The sequence below is a fragment of the Mammaliicoccus sp. N-M50 genome (assembly GCF_022386995.1).
GTDB classification, from domain to species: Bacteria; Bacillota; Bacilli; order Staphylococcales; family Staphylococcaceae; genus Mammaliicoccus; species Mammaliicoccus sciuri_A.
Genome location: NZ_JAJNJA010000010.1, coordinates 89,826 through 113,157, shown reverse-complemented (window position 1 = coordinate 113,157; position 23,332 = coordinate 89,826). Strand labels below are relative to the sequence as shown.

The window sequence follows — 23,332 nt, the reverse complement described above, 5'->3', positions numbered from 1 at the left end:
CCTACTCTTGTGTTTGTAGGAAATAACCCACACCTCTACGCGTCACAATATATTCTGGATGTGATGCATCGTCTTCGATTTTCTCACGTAGACGACGTATCGTAACATCGACTGTACGTACATCTCCAAAATAATCATAACCCCATACAGTTTGGAGTAAGTGTTCACGCGTCATAACTTGTCCAATATGTTTTGCTAAATAATGAAACAATTCAAATTCACGGTGTGTCAATTCGATATCGACACCACGTTTTTTAATTGAATATGCATCAGGGTATACCGTAATATCTTTAATGACGATTTCATTTGTTTCTTCGTCTTCTGTTTGTGTTGGTTGAGAATAATGTCTACGTAAGTTTGCTTTTACACGCGCGATTAATTCACGTGTTGAAAAAGGCTTCGTCACATAATCATCTGCACCTAACTCTAACCCTAGAACTTTATCAATTTCTGAGTCTTTAGCTGTTAACATAATGATTGGCATTTCAAATTTCTTACGAACTTCTCTACATACTTCCATACCATCTCTACCAGGAAGCATAATATCTAATAATACGATGTCTGGTTCTTCTGCATATATCAAATCTACTGCGTCATTACCGTCATATGCGCAATAAACATCATAACCTTCTTTTTTTAAATTAAATTCAAGTATATCTGCAATTGGTTTTTCATCATCAACGACTACTATTTTTCTAGCCATACATTTACCTCATTTCTTTTTGAAAATAAGTATCTCTAAGCACACAATTGTGCATGATATCCTATACTATAATTTAACACTATTTGTCTATTAATTCTATTGTTTGACGTTAATCTATGATTGAACAACAAAAAAATGCTTATCGTTATTACGATAAGCATTAAAAGCGGTCCCGACGGGAATCGAACCCGCGATCTCCTGCGTGACAGGCAGGCATGTTAACCGCTACACCACGGGACCTTATGTATAAAATTGAGATGGTGACCCCTACGGGATTCGAACCCGTGTTACCGCCGTGAAAGGGCGGTGTCTTAACCGCTTGACCAAGGGGCCTCTGTTTAACACAAGATTGATTATAGCATGACTAATATACAGAAGACAAGATTTTATTTTAAATTTTTTATATAATAAATATAGAAGTACTAAAAAGGGATGATAATATGGAACAAGCACAAGTTATTAGAAAAGGACATCGTAAATTACGTAAAGGAGAAATCCTCAAACGATTCATATTTATCACCATCGGCAGTATATTAATGGGGGTAGGGTTAGAATTATTTTTAGTTCCTAACAATTTACTAGATGGTGGCATTGTCGGTATCGCAATTATTTTGAGTCATCTCACCAATTTAAAGCTTGGATTATTTATCTTTCTACTAAATATTCCGTTTTTCTTTTTAGGATACAAGCAGATTGGTAAGACATTCACGATTTCTACAATTTACGCAATTACAATATTATCTATTACAACAGCCTACTTACATCATTTTGATCCTTTTATTAAAGAAGCATTTTTAGTAACAATCTTTGGAGGCGCAATTATTGGTTTAGGCGTAGGTCTCGTAATACGATATGGCGGATCTTTAGACGGATCTGAAATCAGTGCTATCTTAATCAGCAGTAAAGCACCATTTTCAGTAGGCGAAATCGTCATGTTGATTAACTTCTTCATATTTACAGCTGCAGGATTTGTATTCAATTGGGAATCAGCGATGTTTTCCGTTATTGCTTATTTTATAGCTGCTAAAATGATTGACGTAACCGTTCAAGGATTTGATGAATCAAAAGCCGTATGGATCATTAGCGATACATATAGAGATATCGGAGAAGCCATCAATGACCGACTCGGTAGAGGTGTGACATATCTGAATGGAGAAGGCGCATATACAGGCGAAGATAAAAAAGTCGTATTCTGTGTCATCACACGATTAGAAGAATCCAAACTAAAAGATATCGTAACAGAAATAGATAACACCGCATTCCTATCAATCGGTGACGTGAGCGAAGTAAAAGGCGGACGATTTAAGAAAAGAGAAATACATTAATCAATCACAGTAACATGCATAAGAATTTATGATTTCAAAGTACAGATAGACGTCTATGATTGCGGACAGTCTTAATTAGGCAGACTGATTAAGTTAGTGTCTAGAGCGCAGTTGGTAGACAACCTTGAAATGATAAGTTTTTATGCTTTTTTTGTTGGGATGTGGTTGGGGATGGGTGAGGGAATGGATGTAGGTGGTTGAGGATGGTCGGCGATGTATGGGGGTGAGGATCGTTGAGGATGGTCGGCGATGTATGGGGGTGAGGATCGGGTTCAAGATGGGGTTGATAGGCGATCTCTTGGCTTTATTCAGGACTTAAGCCATGACTTAGGCGATCTCTTGGCTTTATTCAGGACTTAAGCCATGACTTGAGGCATCTCTTGGCTTTATTTAAAAGTTAAGCTATGACTTTGAACAGCACTCAAAAATATAAACCTTAATGAGTATATTATATGTTTCATGCAGTACATTAATGACCTTTATTTTTTCTGATTGTTGCTTCCATATATATCAGTCAAGGCCTGTAACTTTTTTTGATAGGCTATACCTTCTTTTAACGTCTCATTTTCTTTTCTAAGTCTTTCAAGTTCTTCGCGTTCATTTTCATTTAAAGGTAAATTTTTATTATTTGATTTAGTTCGTTTTTTAGCCATAGTTTAAGATCCTCCTTTTGTTTATGATCTTGTCTAAATTTTAAAACAGATACTTTAAATTCGCTAGTATAAACAGTATTTCTATTTTTTACTTCTAAAATTTTTACGATCTTGTGAGTTTATTACGCCTTTAACTCACTTCTTTTCTAATCTTGTGAGTTTACTACCTCTTTAACTCACATCTTCTCCAATCTCGTGAGTTTACTACCTCTTTAACTCACATCTTCTCCAATCTCGTGAGTTTATTCCACCTTTAACTCACATCTTTTTCAATCTTGTGAGTTTACCACCTCTTTAACTCACATTTTCACCAATCTCGTGTGTTTACCACCTCATTAACTCACATCTTCTCCGATCTGCCCCCAATCTGTTCCAGTTTCCCTAAACATCCCAACCCAACTCACCCCTCATCACCTTATATCAACGCTCAACACCCCCCAACCAACTCATCACCCCAACTCACCCCATCCCAAACCACACAAAACCTTCCCCTAACATGAAAAAACCAGCAGATACGCTACGTATCTGCTGGTTTCTCTTTATTTTATTAGTCCCATAAGTTTTCTAATAGGTTTGTTTGGTTTCTATCTGGTCCTACTGAGAAGATAGAAATTTTAACGTTACATAATTCAGAAATGCGTTCTAAATAACGGCGTGCGTTATCTGGTAATTCTTCTAGTGAACGGCATCCTGTGATGTCTTCTTCCCAACCTGGTAGTTCTTCAAAGATTGGTTTACAACGTTCTAATTCGTTTAAGTTTGCTGGGTATTCAGTGATTTCAACACCGTCAATTTCGTATGCTGTACAGATTTTAACTGTTTTTAATCCTGTTAATACGTCAATTGAGTTGATTGATAAATCTGTAATACCACTTACACGGCGTGAGTGACGTAGAACTACTGAGTCAAACCAACCTACACGACGTGGTCTTCCAGTTGTTGTACCGTATTCACGACCTACTTCACGGATATGGTGACCATCTTCATCAAATAATTCTGTTGGGAATGGACCGTCTCCTACACGAGATGTATAAGCTTTACATACACCAATTACTTTAGATACGTATGTTGGACCAACACCGCCACCTACTGTAACGTTACCTGCAATTGGATTACTTGAAGTAACGAATGGATATGTACCGTGGTCGATATCTAACATCACACCTTGAGCACCTTCGAATAATACTTTTTCATTGTTTACGAAAGCATCATCTAATAATTTAGCTGTGTCTGTTACATATTCTTTCAAACGTTGTCCTGCTGCATAGTAAGTTTCAAAAATTTCTTCAAAAGTGAAACCTTCTGCGTTGAACATTTTTTCGAATAATTCATTTTTATATTCAAGATTTTCTTTTAAGCGTTTTTCAAAAGTTTCTTTATCTAATAAATCAGCCATACGGATACCGATACGTTGTGCTTTATCTACATAAGCTGGACCGATACCTTTTTTAGTTGTACCAATTTTGTTGTCACCGCGTTTTTCTTCTTCTAATTCATCTTGTTTAAGATGATATGGTAAGATGACTTGCGCACGGTTTGAAATTCTTAAATTGTCTGTTGCAACTCCGCGTTCATTTAAAGCATCTAATTCTTTCAATAAAGCTACTGGATCAACAACTACACCGTTACCGATAACACTTGATTTCTCTTGATAAAAAATACCTGATGGTACTAAATGCAATTTGTAAGTTTCTCCATCAAATTTAATTGTGTGACCTGCATTGTTACCACCTGAAAAACGTGCAATAACGTTTGCATCCTCTGCTAAGAAATCTGTAATTTTACCTTTACCTTCGTCTCCCCATTGCGTCCCAACGACTACGATTGATGACATGTGAGCACCTCCGCTTTTTCTCATTAACCATTAAGTATTCTATCAGTACTATCCTTAAATTGCAAACTAAAAACGAACATTAATTACGAGTGTCAAATTACAATTCTTGTTCACGCAATAATTGCTAAAAAACACCTTAACCACAGTATTTAAAAGGATTACAACCATTTTATTCATTTTCAAAAACACAAACTTAAGCACATAAGTGTTACTTTACACAAAACAAAAGACGTACATTTTTGCATAATATACAATAAACGTACGTCTTTTAGCTTAAAAACTTTTTTATCCAAATTCCATTCCGGCATGTTGATAGTCAATATCGGTGAATTTGTTATATTGTTTCATGAAGTGTAGTTTAACGGTTCCTGTTGGGCCGTTACGTTGTTTAGCGATAATGATTTCAATTTCACCATTCTCGTCTTGTGCACCTGCATCGACCGCTTCTCCGTCTTCATCTTCGCCGCCTCTTGAGTAATAGTCATCTCTATATAAGAAGGCAACAATATCCGCATCTTGCTCAATCGAACCTGATTCACGAATATCACTCATCATTGGTCTCTTATCTTGTCGTTGTTCAACACCACGAGATAACTGACTTAACGCAATAACAGGACATTCTAATTCTCTTGCGATTGCTTTAAGCATACGAGAGATTTCTGATACTTCTTGTTGTCTATTATCTGAACTACGAGATCCACTACCTTGAATTAATTGTAAGTAGTCAATCATGATCATATCTAATCCATGTTCTTGTTTGAGCCTACGACATTTAGCACGAATATCCGTAATTCGGATACCTGGTGTATCATCGATAAATATTTTCGTTCTAGATAGTTTACCTACTGCAACTGTAAACCTGCTCCAGTCTTCTTCAGTCATTGAACCTGTACGCAATCTATTTGAATCGACATTTCCTGTACTACATATCATACGTGTAGCAAGTTGATCGGCACCCATCTCTAAAGAGAAAATACCGACTGAATATAAGTCTTGGTGCGTTGCAACTTGTTGTGCGATATTTAATGCGAAGGCAGTCTTACCAACTGATGGACGTGCCGCAATAATGATTAAATCATTTCGGTTAAATCCTGCTGTCATTTGGTCTAAATCTCGATAACCAGTTGGTATACCTGGTGTTTGTCCGTTATTTTGATCGAGCTGTTCAGCATTATCAAACACAATACTTAATACATCTTTAATATCTTTGAAGCCTTCCGTACCTCTTGAAGCAGAAATCTCTAAAATTCTCTTTTCTGCATCTCCTAACAATGATTCTAAATCAAGTTCAGGATTATACCCATCTTCAGCAATACTATCCGCCACACGAATGAGTTGGCGTTTCACTGCATGTTTAAACACAATATCTATGTAGAAATGTATGTTTCTTGTTGTTGGGACATTATTTGCTAATTCTGCTAAATAGGCTGGACCGCCTGCTTCTTCTAATAATGATTCTGCAGCCAACTGGTCCATCAATGTAACAGAGTCAATTTCTTTATTCTGTTCATTTAGCATTAACATCGCTCTAAATATGTGTTGATGATTTGCACGATAGAAAGCTTCAGGTATTAATGTTTCACCTGTTGAGTTAATCAGTTCAGGATCAATCAAGATTGCACCGATAACAGATTGTTCAGCCTCTATACTATGGGGCATTTGTTTTGGGTTCATCATATTATCCATACCATCCATACTGATTACTCCTTTCCATTTTTAATAATTTTTATTATAACGCATTAAAATAGGTCGGTAAATCAAATACCGACCATTTTATTGATGCCTTTATTCTTCAACAACATGTACTTTTAATGTACCAGAAACTTTGTTGTGTAGTTTTATTGGTACATTTGTATAACCTAAACTGTGAATACCATTTGGTAAGTCCATTTTACGTTTATCAACTTTGATTTTGTGTTGTTTATCTAATGCTTGCGTAATTTGTTTCGTACTTACTGATCCGAATAATTTACCGCCTTCACCTGTTTTAGCCGGAATTTTAACTTCTAATTCTTTAAGTTTTTCCGCAAGTGCTTTAGCATCTTCTATTTCTTGTTGTTTTAATTCTTCTTGACGTTTGTTTTGTTGTTCTAATTGTTTGAGGTTTCCAGGTGTTGCTTCTACAGCATAATTATTTTTGATTAAATAGTTTTGACCATATCCTACTGGTACGTCTTTCACTTCACCTTTTTTACCTTTACCTTTAACATCTTGTGTGAAAATAACTTTCATTATTCTTCCACTCCTTTATCATCTGATTCAACAACCTCAACTAATGCTTCGATTGCTTTTTCTACTGTTGTATTTTTAATTTGTGTTGCAGCATTGGATAAGTGGCCGCCTCCACCGAGTGCTTCCATCGTTAATTGTACGTTTACTTCTCCTAACGAACGGGCAGAAATACCAATTGTGTCTTCTGATCTTCGTGCTACTACATAAGATGCTTCTACACCTTCTAAGCCAAGCAATTCATCTGCTGCTTGAGCAACTGTAACAGGGTGATATGTTTCATGATCTTCACCATGCGCAATTGCGACACCACCGCGGAATAATTTAACTGTCTTAATTAAGTCTGAACGTTTAATATACGTATCAATATCGTCTTTTAAGAAGTGCTGACAAAGAATCGTATCTGCACCGTGACTTCTTAAAAAGCTCGCAGCATCAAATGTTCTTGATCCTGTTCTTAATGTAAAGTTACGTGTATCCACAATAATACCGGCTAACATAATCGTTGATTCGATTCTCGTTAAACGATGTTCTGTTGGTTGATATTCTAACAACTCTGTAACAAGCTCAGCTGTCGAACTTGCATAAGGTTCCATATAAACAAGTAATGGACTTGAGATAATACTTTCGCCTCGACGATGATGGTCAATAACGACTTTTCTGTTTGCTTTATTAAGCAAGTTCTCATCGATTACAAGTTCAGGTTTATGTGTATCCACGACAACGAGTGTTGTACGTGGTGTCATTTCATGCCAAGCTTCTTCTGATGTAATAAATCTTTCTTTCAAATCAGGCTTCTCGTCTATTTCAGCCATCACACGTTCTAATGTACTATCAATATCCGAATCGTTTAATACAATATATGATTCAAGATTATTCATCTTCGCAATACGTGATACACCGATTGCTGCACCGATTGCGTCCATATCTGGTGATTTATGACCCATAATGATCACTTTGTCACCTTCAATTAAGATATCTCGTAACGCATGAGATATCACACGCGCACGTACTCTTGTTCTTTTTTCCATCGGGTCAGTCTTACCGCCGTAGAATCTCACGTTACCATTACTATTTTTAATGGCTACTTGGTCGCCACCACGGCCGAGCGCTAAGTCTAAACTTGATTGTGATAGTTCACCTAGCTCAATTAAGTTCTCACTACCTTCACCAATACCGATACTCAATGTTAATTGGTGACCGATTTCTCTTGTCTTATCTCTTAAATCATCTAATAAGTTGAACTTCAACGTTTCGATATCTTCTAATATACTCTTGTTTAATAACGCGATAAATTGATCAGCACTATAACGTTTAATAAACAGTTGATAACGTGATGACCAGTCATCTATAACGCTTGTAATCAGACTATTGATTTCTGAACGTTGAGAGTCATTCATGTTCTGTGTAATTTCATCAAAGTTATCTAAGAAAATAGTTGCTATGATTGGTTTTTCATTTTCATATAATTCATATACACGGGAAGATTCAGTAATATCAAACAGATAAATAGACTGTTCATCTTCAGTATAAGTGACTTTATATTTGTATGATCCTTCTTCAATCTCTACTTCTGAAGTATTTTCTAATCTTTTTAAAATATTTGGAAATACTTCGTTAATTGGTTCGTCTAAAACGTCTCGTTCTAATCGTTTATTAGCAAAATTATTAATCCATTCGATATGATCATTTTTGTCTAATAATATGACGCCTATTGGTAAGTCACTGACTGCACTTGTTTTACTTTTCGTAATTCTACCGGCTAAACTCCCAATATATAAATCTAATTTCAAAAAGCTCTGTCTAACAAAAAATATGCTTACTGCAATTAGAATTATCGTAGCAACCGTCGAAATAATCGCCCAAAATATTGAATTAAAAAAACTGAATACGACTAGCACCAAAGCTAATATCATCATAATAATGTACGGAAATATTAGGGCTTTTTTAACAGATTGACGGTTCATAAACTCACCTCAATTTACTTTTTTATACGTTGTTTCAAGTTAAACCAAATGTCCATTAATCCGAATAAGTACGCAAACGGTTTAAATATAAATGCCATTACAAAGATGATGACACCTACTATAATTGGTAATTTTTTAACTTTTACAAATAAATGGAACAACGATAATGCTTGTATAAATATAACCCATTCTAACACAAATTGTAAGTTAGTGACTATGCCATACGCCACGACATTGTCTTGTGTAACAAACAAACTCACAAGCACTGTAATCACAAAAACAAATGCTACACTTCTATTGATTTGCCACATAAATAATGGTCTGAACACAGGTGTTGCGACTTTGAATTTTCTTAAAATCGGAAACGTCACAACTAAATTCACAAGCACTAATAAGAATACCCATAATACTATATACCCAGGAATGCTCGCTTGTAATATTTCTAATGAAACTTGTAATGATTCTTCGATTTCAGTTGTTATATTGCCACCCATTTGGAAATATGACAGTAATACATCATGGTACTGGCTAAAGAACTTGCTTGTTAAAGGTAAGTTTCCCGTAATTTGTAAAATTAACACACTACCTATCGTCAAAATACTCATAAATGTTGTCACTAAGTACAACATACGTTCTTTAGATGTACGCTCAATAAGTAACTGCCCAATAAATACACTCATAAAAATAACAAGTGTCATGGCAGTTAATAAGAATACATGATTAAATAAAACAGTTGCACATAACGTTATGACAACCGTCACAAAAAAGGACGGTTTAGAGCGATACCAAAGAATCGTTCCTGGTATCGTAATAAATGGTATGATCAATATTGCTAATAATGGTACAAAGTTTATAATAGCGGCACTTAGAACTAGTACAAGTGTTGCTATGATTGTCGCTTTTATATCGACTTTAAAAGACAAATTTTTCACTTCCCAATCTAAATTAAACATCTTTCTCTATTTTACAGATTTTTATCCTTTAAAACAATGTAGGTGACTTTTAAGTTGATATCAGCGTGCTTTAAATTTATATAATTTTAAGAAATGATAAACGTTCGGTGCCCAATCTCCAAAATTCAATAAAAAGCCATCATGGCCAACGTTGTCTTGTACATAGAAATGTCTATGATATTTAAAGAATCGACCTAAAGCTCTTACTTGGTCATCTGGATATAATAAATCATCCGCAAATCCTAACGTTAATACTTTCGTTTCTAATTGACGTAGACGCTCTTCAACATCATCTCGTCCTCTAAATATGTCATGACTGTCTAATACATCTAACAATGTTAAATAGCAGTCTTTATCGAATGCTTCTTTAAATTTATTGCCTTGATATTTTTGGTAGCTTACAACATCATCTGCAGAGAATCTTGATTCGTAATCTTTACTTGAACGATACGTTAAAAAGCCAAGTTGTCTTGCGATGCTTAAACCATCTTGTCCGTTCATATGAATAACTTGCCTAGCAATTTCATTAAATGCTCTACTATATGATGAAGTCTTCTCTGTCGCAGCTAATATGACTGCTTTTTTCACTTCAAACGAACCGTCATAAAGCATTTCTAACGTTTGCATTCCACCTAAAGAGCCGCCAATTAATACGTCTATTTTTTCGTAACCAAATTGTTTCAATCCTAATATATTTGCTCTCGCAACATCTCTCATCGTCAAATGTTCTGGAAAATTAGGTGTATTCAATCTTGAACTAGATCCATAAGGACTGCCAATTACATTAAATGTTATAAATTGATAATCATTAATTGAAAGGTAACCGCCATCTATAATTTCACGCCACCAACCTGCATGCTCATCATCACCATATGTTAAATGGTTGCCAGTTAACGCATGACAAACTACAACGAGTGGCTGGCCTTTATAACCCACATACTCATATTGAAGTTTCAAGTTATCAATCACTTCACCAGATTCTGTTTCAAAATGTCCAAGATCTACTATGCCTGTTTCTCGAGAAATAATCACATTAAAACCCCCTCTTATTTAAATTGAAAGACTTCTTACTCGTCAAAGAAGTAAGAAGTCCTCATCATCCTTATTATGCGAGTATACTCGTTGGTAGTAGCACCGTATCTGTTATGACCGGTTGCTGAAGTGTCGTCGGGCCAATTCCCTCAACTTCTCTGAATAAGCTTTGCTATGTAATTTATATTAAGAATACTAGAAATGAGCATTTCTTTCAATAAGTTAACGAATGAAATTAAAAGACTAATCTCACAATCGCCATAATAAACATACCGGCTATAACTGTAATCGTTAAACTTCTAAATATGAGCGCTATTAGAATCGTTGGTATCGCGACAATAATGCTCTCAAAATTAAGCGTAAATCCAGCATTGCCTTCTTGATTCAACATGCCTTCTAGTATTAATGCCGTAAAGAGACATACCGGCACATATTGTAACCACTTGATCACACTTTCAGGTAAATCCGCTTTTGATAACAATACAAATGGAGAAACACGGATAATCCAAGTTAAAACGAAACAACTTACCGTAATTAAAATTAAATACATCGATATACTCATTTATCAAACACCACCCCTACGACAGAAGCAATAATTGTCGACACAATAATAGATAAATAAGTTGGCATAAATAATGTCAGAATAAGCATGCATACAATCGTTAATAAAATTAAATAAAGATATACTAAGACTTTGCTTTTATGTATCGTTTCAAACTGAGCAATCAATAAAAAGATAAACATCGCTGTTAAAGCATAATCGAGGCCAAACATTTCAGGTTTAGGTATTAAGTTACCAACTAAACCACCAATTATAGATGTGACAATCCATAATAAATAAGCTGAAATATTTAAACCATGCATCCAAGTCGCATTGAGCGATTTCTCTTTCGCATATTTCGTAATCGCAACACCAAATGACTCATCCGTTACAAGCGTACCTATTCCTATATTCGACCAGAAACCATTACCTTTAAATGCTGGGACTAAAGCTAAACTTTGAAGAAACATTCTTGAGTTAACAAAAAATACCGTCAATAGAATTGCTGAAATAGGGGAGTGGATGGCGACCAACGCACATATAATAAATTGAGCAGCACCCGCATAGACAAAAATAGACAACAACGCAATTTCTAAAATAGATAAACCAGATGAAATACCGACAATACCAAACGCTAGCGCAACACTAAAGTACCCAAGCATAGTAGGTATACAGTCTTTCACACCTTGAAGAAACAAACCTTTATTCGTAATACTCGTACTTGTCACAACGATGCCTCCAATCTATAGTTATAGGTAAGTCTAACGTTTGTCTAACCTCAGTCTTACTTACCTCTAAAGAATTTTAATATGTATTAGTTTTATCATACCTATATTACTTTATCAATAACACTTGATTAAATATTCGGAAAATAATTAAATAATTTGATATTTGATTGATTATTTTGATTTAGGTGGTCAAGTCTTCGTGCGTTATGCCCTTATTTTGTACCCTAGCGCACGATATCTTGTAGTCTTCGTGCATTACACCCTTATTTCCACCTTAGCGCACGATATCTCTCTGTCTTCGTGCGTTACACCCTTATTTTCCACCCTAGCGCACGATATCTCTCAGTCTTCGTGCACTTATATTCATATCTCAAACCATATAAAAAAACAGCAGAAATTCAATTGAATGAATTTCTACTGTTTGATTATCTATATGAATTATTCACTTAAACCGAATTCAGCACTTGCTTCGAATTTAACATCTCTACCGATCATTACGCCACCAGTTTCTAATGCTTGGTTAAATGATACGCCGTATTTTTCACGGTCGATTTTACCAGTTACTGCAAAACCTGTTACTGTTTCACCGTTTAATGGGTTTTTACTTACGCCGTTGAAATCAACGTCGAATGTTTCTTCGTGTGTTACACCAGCGATTGTTAAATCACCTGTAATTGAATCTTCACTGATTGATTTTGTTTCAAATGTAATATTTGGGTTTTCATCTGCACTAAAGAAGTCAGCAGATTTTAAGTGAGCGTCACGGTCAGCGTTTTTAGTGTTAATTGAATCTGCTTTTATTGTAACTGTTGCTTTTAATGTAGAAAGGTCATTGATATCTCCTGATACTTCTACGTTATAATCTTCAAAAGTACCTTTAACGCGAGATACCATTAAATGTTTTACTGTAAATTCTAAACTACTGTGTGCTTTGTCAAAATTGAAATTTGTCATGTGTCAAAACTCCCTTTATTTATTTTGTATACTTAGTATATCAAATATAAAAAGTATATTCAAGCATTAAATCAAAAAAAAGAGTAACCAATATATGATTACCCTTTTTGAGAGATTTAACTCATTTATAATTTAATTGTTTTTAAGCCACCCATAAATGGTACTAATACTTCAGGTACAGTGATTGTACCGTCTTCGTTTTGGTAGTTTTCAACGATTGCAGCAAATGTACGACCTACTGCTAAACCACTTCCGTTTAGTGTGTGTACGTATTCTGGTTTCGCATCTTTGTTTCGTTTAAATCTAATATTTGCTCTTCGTGCTTGGAAATCTGTCATATTTGAACATGAGCTGATTTCTTTATAATCATTGTAACTTGGTAGCCATACTTCTATATCATATGTTTTAGAGCTTCCAAATCCAATATCTCCTGTACATAAATTCACAGTTCTGTATGGTAATTCTAAAGCTTGTAAAATATTTTCAGCGTGTTGAGTTAACTCTTCTAGCGCTTTAAATGAATCTTCAGGTCTTTCATATCTCACCATTTCAACTTTGTTAAATTGGTGTAATCTAATTAAACCTCTTGTATCTCTACCTGCTGATCCTGCTTCACTTCTGAAACATGCAGATTGTCCTGTAAATTTAATTGGGAATTGTTCATCTTGTAACACTTCATCACGATAGAAGTTTGTTAAAGGTACTTCAGCTGTTGGAATTGTATATAAGCCTTCTTTTTCTACTTTGAATAAATCTTCTTCAAATTTAGGTAATTGGCTTGTACCAAACATAGAATCTGCGTTTACAAGTTGAGGTACCATCATTTCAGTATAACCATGTTGCGTTGTATGCATCGTTACCATGAAGTTCATAAGTGCTCTTTCAAGTTGTGCACCTTGTCCTGTTAAGAATACGAAGCGTGCACCTGATACTTTAGCAGCTCTTTCAAAGTCTGCCATTTTAAGACTTTCAACTAAGTCCCAGTGCGCTTTAGATTCAAAATCAAATTGACGTGGTGTACCCCATTTACGTACTTCTACATTATCATCTTCATCTTTACCAACTGGTGTTTCATCACTAATTAAATTAGGAATTCTTACTAATCTGTACTTAACATCTTCATTTAATTGATTTAAATTTTGGTCGATTTCTTTAATTTGATCGCCAACTTGACGCATTTCTAAAATAACATCGTCTGCATTTTCTTTATTGCGTTTCTTCTGTGCAATTTCCCCGCTTACTTTATTACGACGTGATTTAAGTTCTTCTGTTTGAGCGATGAGTTCACGGCGCTTTTTGTCTAATTCTAAAATTTCATCGATGACCTTTGGATCGTCACCTCTTTTAGCTACTTTATCTTTAACAAATTCCGGTTCAGACCTAATTAATCTAATGTCTAACATAATATTTCCTCCCTCTTATACTATAATTGTTTAAGAAAAAAGCACCACGTTCCTCGTTGATACACAAGGGACGTGGTGCTTACGCGTTGCCACCCTATTTAACAGTTATTAAAAACTGCACTCTAAGTCATATAACGGTTTCTACCGATTGTTCTTCTTAAAAGGATAGATTCGTTTAAGTTTCATGACTTGTTTACACCAACCACAAGCTCTCTATACATGTACGCTTAAATTACTTATTCCTAAACAATATAGTTATTAAATTAACATAAATATATCAAATTGATATCATATTTTCAAGCTATACTTAAGATTCAGTCAAGAGACCTGTATTTTCATAAACTTTTTTACCGTTAATGATGACTGTTTCGGCATGGTTTACACCGTAATGATATGGTAAATATTCATGGTTCGGAATATCCCATACAACTACATCAGCTTGATCGCCAACTTCAAGTGTACCTGCTTCTGCATCAATTGCTTTAGCTGCATTAACTGTAACAGCATTCCAAATTTCATTAGGCGTCAGTTTAAGCTTTAATGCCGCAATGCTCATTACAAGTTGAAGGTTGTCTGTCACACAGCTACCTGGATTGAAGTCAGTCGCAATTGCTACTGCACCGTTATGATCAATCATACCTCTAGCATCTGCATATTGATCTTTACCTAAATAGAACGTTGTGCCTGGCAATAATACAGCTACAGTGTCGCTGTCTTTTAACGCTTTCTTATCTTCCTCACTAGAAGCTACGAGATGGTCTGCAGATATTGCACCTTCATCTATCGCTAACCCTAGTCCACCAAGTGGATCGATTTCATCAGCATGAATTTTAACTTTTAAACCTTTATCTTTTGCTGCTTGCATATAACGTCTTGATTCTTCAATTGTGAATACACCTGTTTCACAGAAGATATCCGCGAAGTCAGCTTTATCTTTCACATCATCTAATAAATCAATCATTTCTTGTAAGAATGTTGCATTGTCTTTCGCATCTTTAGGCACTGCGTGTGGTCCTAAAAATGTATGTTTCATTCGAATCGGTAAGTCTTGCGCTAATTGATGTGCCACATTTAATTGTTTTAATTCAGTTGCTTTATCTAACCCATAACCACTTTTAGCTTCTACAGTTGTTGTACCGAATTGAATCATTCTAATAATTTCTTTTTTAGATTTTTCGTATAGTGTTTCTTCACTTGATTCACGAGTCGCTTCAACCGTACTTAAAATACCGCCACCTTGTTTCAAGATATCAAGATAACTTACCCCTTGTTGTTTAAGTGCCATTTCATGTTCTCTAGACCCGCCAAACACTAAGTGTGTATGTGCGTCTACTAAACCTGGTGATACGACTTTATGAGTGGCATCTATCACTTCTTTAGCTTCAAATTCTTCAGTATGTTCACCTGCATAAACGACTTTACCTTCATTTATAACAACTGTGCCATTTTTGATAATATTTAATTCATTTAAAGCTTTCCCTTTAAGAGGTCCGTCAGTCTTCTTCGGCAAAATTAATTCGCCTATATGTTGGATGATGATATCATTCATGGTTATCTTTCTCCTTTAACATTGGAATATCTACGTTTCTTTCTTTTGCAGTATCAATTGCAATGTCATACCCTGCATCAGCATGTCTTGCTACACCCATACCTGGGTCAGTTGTTAATACTCTGCCTAGTCTTCTATCAGCACGTTCACTACCGTCTGCTACTACGACCATACCAGCGTGTAATGAGTAACCCATACCTACACCGCCACCATGGTGAACTGAAATCCAAGAACCACCTGCAGCTGTATTTACAAGTGCATTTAAGATTGCCCAGTCACCTACAGCATCTGATCCGTCTTTCATAGATTCTGTTTCTCTGTTTGGTGATGCTACTGAACCTGAATCTAAGTGGTCACGTCCAATAACGATTGGTGCTGATATTTCACCTTTTCTAACAAGTTCATTTAATGCTAATCCCATTTTTGCACGTTCGCCATATCCAAGCCATGCAATTCTTGAAGGTAATCCTTGGAAAGCAATTTTTTCACTTGCCATATCTAACCAACGCATTAATTTTTCATCTTCAGGGAAGAGTTCACGCATTAATTCGTCTGCTCTTTCAATATCTTTAGGGTCACCACTTAAAGCAGCAAATCTAAATGGTCCTTTACCTTCACAGAATAATGGACGGATATATGCAGGTACGAATCCTGGGAAATCAAATGCATTTTCTAAACCTTCATCGAATGCTACTTGTCTAATATTATTACCATAGTCAAATGCAACAGCACCATTTTTTTGGAATAATAACATTGCTTCTACATGTTTTTTCATAGATGCTGAAGATAATTCTACATATTTTTTAGGGTCACTTTCACGAAGTTTATCTGCTTCTTCAAGTGAATAGCCTTCAGGAACATAACCGTTCAATGGATCATGTGCAGAAGTTTGGTCTGTTACGATATCAATTTTAAATCCTCTATTTAAGATTTCATGATGAATTTCAGCAGCATTACCTACTAAACCTATTGATAAAGGTTTACCCGCTTTTTTAGCTTCTTCTGCTTTTTCTAAAGCTTCATCTAATGAATCTGTCATAACATCACAATATCTTGTTTCGATACGTTTTTCAATTCTAGACGGATCGACGTCTACACAGATAGCGACCCCACCATTCATCGTTACAGCTAATGGTTGAGCACCACCCATACCGCCTAATCCAGCTGTTAATGTAATCGTACCTTCTAATGATCCTCCAAAATGCTGGTTCGCACATTCAGCAAATGTTTCGTAAGTACCTTGAACAATACCTTGAGAACCAATATAGATCCAGCTACCAGCAGTCATTTGACCGTACATCATAAGCCCTTTTTTATCTAATTCATGGAAATGTTCCCAGTTAGCCCATTTAGGTACTAATACAGAGTTTGATAATAATACACGCGGTGCTTCTTCATGCGTTTTGAAAACAGCAACAGGCTTACCAGATTGAACAAGCATCGTTTCATCATTTTCTAATCTTCTTAACGTATCAACAATCGCGTCGAAACTTTCCCAGTTACGCGCAGCTTTACCAATACCACCATATACAACTAACTTCTCAGGATGTTCCGCAACCTCAGGATCAAGGTTGTTGTATAACATTCTTAGAACCGCTTCTTGCTCCCAACCTTTACACTCAATTTCCAAACCTTTTTTCGCTTTAATCGCTCTAGACATATCTCATTTCCCCTTTTCTAAAATATTAAATGCTTAAAATAGAATTGAACTTTATACGTATTTAGTTAACTATCTCAAATATTCACAAACTTTCTCTATATCATGATGGAATACTCTATCTTGTGTGATTGAAGGTACGATTGATCTTAGTTCTTCGTATTTTGCTTTTGTCTTCGGTGATAGTTTGTCTACACCTTTTATTTCTACTGCTTGCAGCGCGATAATACATTCTATAGAAATGACTCTTCGTACGTTCTGTATGATTTGATATGCGTGTCTTGCGCCAATTGTTCCCATTGATACATGGTCTTCTTGGTTTGCAGAAGATGGTATTGAATCCACACTTGCTGGATGTGCTAATGTCTTATTCTCTGATACGAGTGATGCTGCTGCGTATTGCATGATCATTGCACCGCTTTGTAAGCCTGGTTCTGGACTTAAGAATGCTGGTAATCCGCCATTGAGTTGTGGATTAACTAATCTTTCAAGTCTTCTTTCTGATACATTCGCTAACTCAGCGACACCAATTTTCAAGAAATCTACGGCAAATGCTATTGGTTGTCCGTGGAAGTTACCACCTGAGATTACGAGTGTTTCGTCATCGTTATCAAATATTAATGGATTATCATTTGCTGCGTTCATTTCTAATTCTAATTTTTCTTTTACATAATTTAATACTTGGAAGCTTGCGCCGTGTATTTGCGGTATACATCTCAATGTATATGCATCTTGTACACGGACTTCACCTTGTCTAGTTGTTAATTTAGAACCTTCTAACCAATTTCTCATACGCTCTGCAACTTCAACTTGCTCATTAAAGTTTCTTACGATATGCACGTGCTCATCATATGCGTCTACGATACCGTTTAATGCTTGATGTGTTAATGCAGCAATCCATTCTGCATGATATGCAATATTTTCAGCTTCAATATATGCAATTACACCTTGAGATGTCATCGCTTGTGTACCGTTTATAAGGGCTAATCCTTCTTTCGCTTGTAACGAATGTGGTTCCAATCCTACTTCGTGTAAGACTTCTTTCGCATTTCTTGTTTCGCCTTTATAATGGACATCTCCTTCACCAATTAACGCTAAAGCTAAGTGAGATAATGGTGCTAAATCTCCTGAAGCACCTAACGATCCTTGCTCAGGTATGACAGGAATGATTCTTCTATTAATAAATTCTACTAATAACGAAACAAGTTTTTCTGTTACACCTGAATGGCCTTTTAACATCGTATTTAACCTTAAGACCATCATGATTAATGACACATTATCTGGAAAAGGTTTACCCGTACCACATGAATGAGAACGGATTAAATTGACTTGTAAATCGTTATATTTTTCTTTTTCTATTAATACATCACTAAATAATCCGAAACCTGTCGTAATACCATAAATCGTTTCTTTATTTTTAATGATTTTTTCTACTGTTTCTCGACTTTTTCTGACATTAACTAACGCTTCTTCCGAAATAGATATTTGACCATCTTCTTTCAAGAATTGTTTAATGTCTTGAATTGTTAAATCTTTACCATTCAATACTAAGTTCACTGAAAACACTCCTTTTTAGGACACAAAAAAATACAACAAATCAAAATTTGTTGCACCTTTCTTATATCTAATATCTAGTAGGTGTTTCTATGTCTTATATATGATTGATACCTAACCCAATTGTTTCATGTTCTTTACCTTTTATAGGCGCTCCGATTGTACCGTACAAACTCACAGCTATCCATTCACCTTCTGCTTTATCTTGATAAGGATAACCTCTAACTATTGAAAACTTTAAGCCAACCGTTCGCATAATTTCACCAATAGATAATTCACCTCTTGTAATACCATTCACCGCTTCTAAAATCGCATGGTATAACGCGTGTGTTTCTCTATACTGACTTTCCGAAATAATCCCTTGTCTTCTAGCCGCTGTTTCAACAGATGCGATGATTTTATTTAATGACATTGTGCCAATTTTGCCTACAATAAATTGCATATCATGACATTGAGGCATTAATTGCTTTGCCGTTTGCTCATCTGTGATCGTTAATAACGTAGCGTACTTCCCAATTGATATTTGTTCAGTCATGTGAAAGCTCCTATCTCATCTAATAACTAATGTCTATATTTATATTAAGTATACGCTTTCAGAAATTTTCTGACAATACTTTTTAGCACATCCATAGCTCAGTGATTGATTAATATATTAGCCTGTTAAAGTAATTTGTTTGTTACGTTTTGGAAAATTCTCTGTTCAATTTCAACTTTAAGTGGCATAATAAATCGTACAATTATTTGAAGGTGGGTTAATATGAAGACTATTTCATCTGTCACAATTCCAAAAAGAGAACAAGAATCTCATAAAGGGGATTATGGTAGGATATTATTAATCGGAGGTAACGCTAATTTAGGTGGCGCAATTATTTTAGCAGCAAGGGCATGTGTATTTAGTGGTAGTGGACTTATAACTGTTTCTACACATTCATCCAATTTTGCTGCATTACATTCAAGATGTCCTGAAGCAATGGTTTCAGATATCACGGATTTAAAAAAGCTTTCTAAATTAATTGAGCAATCGGATTGTATTTTAATAGGTCCAGGTCTCGGTTTAGATTTTAAAGGGAATAACACATTAACATTTCTATTCCAAAATATTCAGCCACACCAAACATTAATTATTGATGGAGATGCTATTACGATTTTAAGTAAGTTAAAGCATACTTTACCTGAATGTGAGATTATCTTTACACCTCACCAAAAAGAATGGGAAAGACTGAGTAATATCCCGATTGAAGAACAAACTTATGAAAACAATAAAGAAGCGGTTGATGCGTTAAATGCAACTGTCGTATTGAAAAAACATGGTACTGAATTATTCTTTAAAGATCATGAATATAAATTATCTATCGGTACACCCGCAATGGCAACAGGTGGAATGGGAGATACGTTAGCAGGCATGATCACAAGTTTCGTTGGACAATTTGATTTAGAAGAAGCGGTTATTAACGCAACGTATATTCACAGTTATATTGGTGAAAAGCTTTCTAAAGATATGTATATCGTACCACCATCCAAACTTATAGATGAAATTCCATATGCTATGAAATCATTCGAAGCTTAAATATTCAAAATAAAAAAGCATATCACGCTACTGATGTTGATCAGTAAGTTCGTGATATGCTTCTTTTTATATATTATTCTTCGTCATTATCTTGTTCTTCGATGTCTTCATTTACACGTTCCATGAAGTCTTCTCTTAAATCTTCTTTACCTTCTTGAGCGTCAGTTTCAACAGCTTCAGTTTCTGTTGTTTCTTCTAACACTCCTTCAACAGGTGATTCTGCAATTTCATCTTCGTCTGGTTCAACTTTAGCTACTGTTGCAACATGTTGATTTTCACCTAAACGGATTAATCTTACACCTTGAGCACTTCTACCATTTTGAGAGATATCTGCTACGTGTAATCTAATGATGACACCTGAATTTGTAACAATCATCAAGTCTTCGTCACCGTTGACCGTTGTGATACAAACAAGGTTACCATTCTTCTCAGTTAGAGTGGCAGTCTTAATACCTTTACCACCTCTATTAGAGATACGATATTGATCAGCTGACGTACGTTTACCATAACCTTTTTCAGTTACGATAAGTATTTCATCTTGTTGATCTTCATCTGTAACATCTAATCCGATAACTTCATCATCTTCTCTTAATGTAATACCTTTCACACCCGCTGCTGTTCTTCCTAATGGGCGTAATTTAGATTCATCAAAGCGTATTAATGATGCATGTTTCGTACCAATAATGATTTCTTTCGTACCATCCGTCAGTCTAACCGCAATAAGCTCGTCGCCTTCTTTAAAGTTGATTGCGATTTTACCATTTTTGTTAATACGTGAGAAATTAGATAATTTAGAACGTTTAACTGTACCATGTTTAGTAGCAAAGACTAAGTAATCTTCTTCGCTTGATAAGTCTTTAACAGCTATCATCGTACTAATCATTTCATCTTTTTCGATTTCTAAAGCATTAACGATTGGTAAGCCTTTAGATTGTCTAGACATTTCAGGAATTTCGTAACCTTTAAGTTTGTAGACACGACCTTTATTCGTAAAGAATAAGACGTTATCATGTGTACTTAATGTTACGAGTTGGCTAACAAAGTCATCTTCTATCGTATTCATACCTTGTACACCACGTCCACCTCTATTTTGTGAACGATATGTAGATACTGGTAATCGTTTAATATAGTTGTTATGACTTAATGAAATAACGATTTGTTCTTCTGGGATTAAGTCTTCATCTTCAATTTGATCAAGACCTGCTGCCGTAATTTCTGTACGACGCTCATCACCATATTTATCTCTTATTTCAGTAATTTCTTCTCGAATGATTTCTAGTAATTTTTCTTCATCACGTAAAATCTCTTTTAATTCTTCAATAAGTTTAAGTAAATCTTGATATTCTTTTTCAATTTTGTCGCGTTCTAAACCAGTTAAACGACGTAAACGCATATCTAAAATCGCTTGCGCTTGTCTTTCAGATAAGTTGAAACGATTTTGTAAACCTTCCATCGCTTCTGAGTCACTTTGTGATTCACGAATTAATGTAATGATTTCATCGATATGATCTAACGCGATTCTTAAACCTTCTAGAATATGCGCTCTATCTTGAGCTTTTTTCAAGTTATATTTCGTACGTCTCGTTACGACATCTTTTTGGTGTTCTAAATAATGATATAGAACTGCACGTAAGCCTAATAATTTAGGTTTACCATCAACTAATGCAATCATATTCACACCAAATGATGTTTGTAATGGTGTTTGTTTGTATAGGTTGTTAAGAATAACATTAGCATTTGCATCTTTTCTAACTTCTATAACAATACGTACACCGACTTTTAAGCTTGTTTCATCTCTTAAGTCTGTAATACCTTCAATTTTCTTATCACGTGCTAATTCAGCAATTTTCTCGATTAATCTTGCTTTATTAACTTGGTAAGGTATTTCAGAAATGACGATACGTTCTTTACCATTTTTCATAACTTCGATTTCAGAACGTGCTCTCATTAAGATTGATCCACGACCAGTTTCGTATGCACGTCTAATGCCACTTCTACCCATAATTAAACCAGCTGTTGGGAAGTCAGGACCATGAACGATATCCATTAACTCATTTGTCGTAATTTCTGGGTTATGACTAAGCGCTAATACGCCGTCTATAACTTCATTTAAGTTATGAGGTGGAATATTTGTTGCCATACCAACTGCGATACCTGATGTACCATTCACTAATAAATTAGGGAATCTTGCAGGTAAGACTACCGGCTCTCTTTCATTACCATCGTAGTTGTCTTGGAAATCAATCGTATCTTTATTGATATCTCTTAATAATTCACTTGTAATTTTAGCCATACGTGCTTCTGTATAACGCATTGCAGCAGCACCATCACCATCCATAGAACCAAAGTTCCCTTGGCCATCTACTAATGGATATCTATAACTAAAGTCTTGTGCCATACGTACCATTGCTTCATAAATAGATGAGTCACCGTGTGGGTGATATTTACCCATTACGTCACCAACAATACGTGCAGACTTCTTGTAAGGTTTGTCTGAAGTCATACCTTGATCATTCATACCATATAAAATACGTCTATGAACTGGTTTTAAACCGTCTCTAACATCGGGTAATGCACGAGATACAATTACACTCATTGCATAGTCTAAGAATGATTCTTTCATTTCTTTACTGATGTTACGTTCACTAACTCTTGATTGTGGTATTTCAGCCATTAATCATAT

General features: G+C 35.3%; 19 protein-coding genes, 2 tRNA genes, 1 riboswitch and 1 other annotated feature. Of the genes, 2 read left to right on the top strand and 19 right to left on the bottom strand.

Annotated features, from left to right (window positions below; all coding sequences use genetic code 11):
• Position 1: 1 nt before the first annotated feature.
• From yycF to LQ622_RS13705, 3 genes are all read right to left on the bottom strand, one after another.
• A complete protein-coding gene (gene yycF, locus LQ622_RS13715) occupies positions 2-703 on the bottom strand; it encodes a response regulator YycF (RefSeq protein ID WP_025906262.1) in 702 nt (233 codons plus the stop codon).
• A 167-nt stretch (positions 704-870) separates the two neighbouring features.
• Positions 871-943, bottom strand: a tRNA-Asp gene (locus LQ622_RS13710).
• Between the two features lie 18 nt (positions 944-961).
• A tRNA-Glu gene (locus LQ622_RS13705) sits at positions 962-1,036 on the bottom strand.
• 107 nt (positions 1,037-1,143) lie between these two features.
• On the opposite strand from LQ622_RS13705, the gene LQ622_RS13700 reads away from it, so the two are divergent.
• Complete coding sequence (locus LQ622_RS13700) at positions 1,144-2,028, top strand: YitT family protein (RefSeq protein ID WP_025906261.1); 885 nt, start codon at positions 1,144-1,146, stop codon at positions 2,026-2,028.
• Between the two features lie 479 nt (positions 2,029-2,507).
• On the opposite strand, the gene LQ622_RS13695 is transcribed toward LQ622_RS13700, so the two are convergent.
• The 15 genes from LQ622_RS13695 to hutP form a co-directional block, all read right to left on the bottom strand.
• Complete coding sequence (locus LQ622_RS13695; protein ID WP_161519710.1) at positions 2,508-2,681, bottom strand: hypothetical protein; 174 nt, start codon at positions 2,679-2,681, stop codon at positions 2,508-2,510.
• 547 nt (positions 2,682-3,228) lie between these two features.
• On the bottom strand, positions 3,229-4,515 hold the full coding sequence (locus LQ622_RS13690; RefSeq protein ID WP_037589494.1) for an adenylosuccinate synthase: 1,287 nt from the start codon (positions 4,513-4,515) through the stop codon (positions 3,229-3,231).
• Between the two features lie 285 nt (positions 4,516-4,800).
• Positions 4,801-6,201 (bottom strand): replicative DNA helicase, encoded by a 1,401-nt coding sequence (gene dnaB / locus LQ622_RS13685; protein WP_025906258.1) that lies wholly within the window; start codon positions 6,199-6,201, stop codon positions 4,801-4,803.
• A 99-nt stretch (positions 6,202-6,300) separates the two neighbouring features.
• Positions 6,301-6,747, bottom strand: a complete 447-nt coding sequence (gene rplI, locus LQ622_RS13680; RefSeq protein ID WP_037589493.1) for a 50S ribosomal protein L9 — start codon at positions 6,745-6,747, stop codon at positions 6,301-6,303.
• Positions 6,747-8,711 carry a DHH family phosphoesterase gene (locus LQ622_RS13675; protein ID WP_037589491.1) on the bottom strand — a complete coding sequence of 655 codons (1,965 nt, stop codon included), beginning with the start codon at positions 8,709-8,711 and terminating at the stop codon, positions 6,747-6,749. The genes rplI and LQ622_RS13675 overlap by 1 nt, the downstream gene beginning before the upstream one ends.
• Positions 8,712-8,725: 14 nt before the next feature.
• Positions 8,726-9,643, bottom strand: a complete 918-nt coding sequence (locus LQ622_RS13670) for a DUF2232 domain-containing protein (RefSeq protein ID WP_232158594.1) — start codon at positions 9,641-9,643, stop codon at positions 8,726-8,728.
• Positions 9,644-9,724: 81 nt separating this feature from the next.
• Positions 9,725-10,693, bottom strand: a complete 969-nt coding sequence (gene metX, locus LQ622_RS13665) for a homoserine O-acetyltransferase MetX (protein ID WP_037589503.1) — start codon at positions 10,691-10,693, stop codon at positions 9,725-9,727.
• 70 nt (positions 10,694-10,763) lie between these two features.
• A riboswitch (SAM riboswitch) is annotated at positions 10,764-10,865 on the bottom strand.
• A 66-nt stretch (positions 10,866-10,931) separates the two neighbouring features.
• The gene (locus LQ622_RS13660) at positions 10,932-11,258 is read right to left on the bottom strand and encodes an AzlD domain-containing protein (RefSeq protein ID WP_159315755.1); all 327 of its coding nucleotides are present in this window, start codon (positions 11,256-11,258) and stop codon (positions 10,932-10,934) included.
• Positions 11,255-11,899, bottom strand: coding sequence for an AzlC family ABC transporter permease (locus LQ622_RS13655; protein WP_049320762.1), 645 nt, complete (start codon positions 11,897-11,899; stop codon positions 11,255-11,257). Before LQ622_RS13655 ends, LQ622_RS13660 begins: the two co-directional genes overlap by 4 nt.
• Before the next feature lie 504 nt (positions 11,900-12,403).
• Entirely contained in the window at positions 12,404-12,919 is a 516-nt protein-coding gene (locus tag LQ622_RS13650) for a YceI family protein (RefSeq protein WP_025906249.1), read from the bottom strand.
• A gap of 125 nt (positions 12,920-13,044) precedes the next feature.
• Positions 13,045-14,322: a serine--tRNA ligase gene (serS, locus tag LQ622_RS13645; protein ID WP_126476377.1), complete on the bottom strand. Its 1,278-nt coding sequence runs from the start codon at positions 14,320-14,322 to the stop codon at positions 13,045-13,047.
• Between the two features lie 63 nt (positions 14,323-14,385).
• Positions 14,386-14,581: a binding site (T-box leader), on the bottom strand.
• Positions 14,582-14,629: 48 nt separating this feature from the next.
• Positions 14,630-15,871 (bottom strand): imidazolonepropionase, encoded by a 1,242-nt coding sequence (gene hutI, locus LQ622_RS13640; RefSeq protein WP_239763089.1) that lies wholly within the window; start codon positions 15,869-15,871, stop codon positions 14,630-14,632.
• Positions 15,864-17,531 (bottom strand): urocanate hydratase, encoded by a 1,668-nt coding sequence (gene hutU, locus LQ622_RS13635; protein WP_107576684.1) that lies wholly within the window; start codon positions 17,529-17,531, stop codon positions 15,864-15,866. The genes hutI and hutU overlap by 8 nt, the downstream gene beginning before the upstream one ends.
• A 69-nt stretch (positions 17,532-17,600) precedes the next feature.
• Positions 17,601-19,085 (bottom strand): histidine ammonia-lyase, encoded by a 1,485-nt coding sequence (gene hutH / locus LQ622_RS13630; RefSeq protein ID WP_037589485.1) that lies wholly within the window; start codon positions 19,083-19,085, stop codon positions 17,601-17,603.
• Between the two features lie 94 nt (positions 19,086-19,179).
• Entirely contained in the window at positions 19,180-19,617 is a 438-nt protein-coding gene (gene hutP / locus LQ622_RS13625) for a hut operon transcriptional regulator HutP (protein WP_037589484.1), read from the bottom strand.
• 222 nt (positions 19,618-19,839) lie between these two features.
• Here hutP and LQ622_RS13620 point away from each other — a divergent pair, with 222 nt between their 5' ends.
• Complete coding sequence (locus LQ622_RS13620; RefSeq protein WP_025906240.1) at positions 19,840-20,649, top strand: NAD(P)H-hydrate dehydratase; 810 nt, start codon at positions 19,840-19,842, stop codon at positions 20,647-20,649.
• Positions 20,650-20,722: 73 nt separating this feature from the next.
• On the opposite strand, the gene gyrA is transcribed toward LQ622_RS13620, so the two are convergent.
• The gene (gyrA, locus tag LQ622_RS13615; RefSeq protein ID WP_126476375.1) at positions 20,723-23,323 is read right to left on the bottom strand and encodes a DNA gyrase subunit A; all 2,601 of its coding nucleotides are present in this window, start codon (positions 23,321-23,323) and stop codon (positions 20,723-20,725) included.
• Between the last annotated feature and the right edge of the window lie 9 nt (positions 23,324-23,332).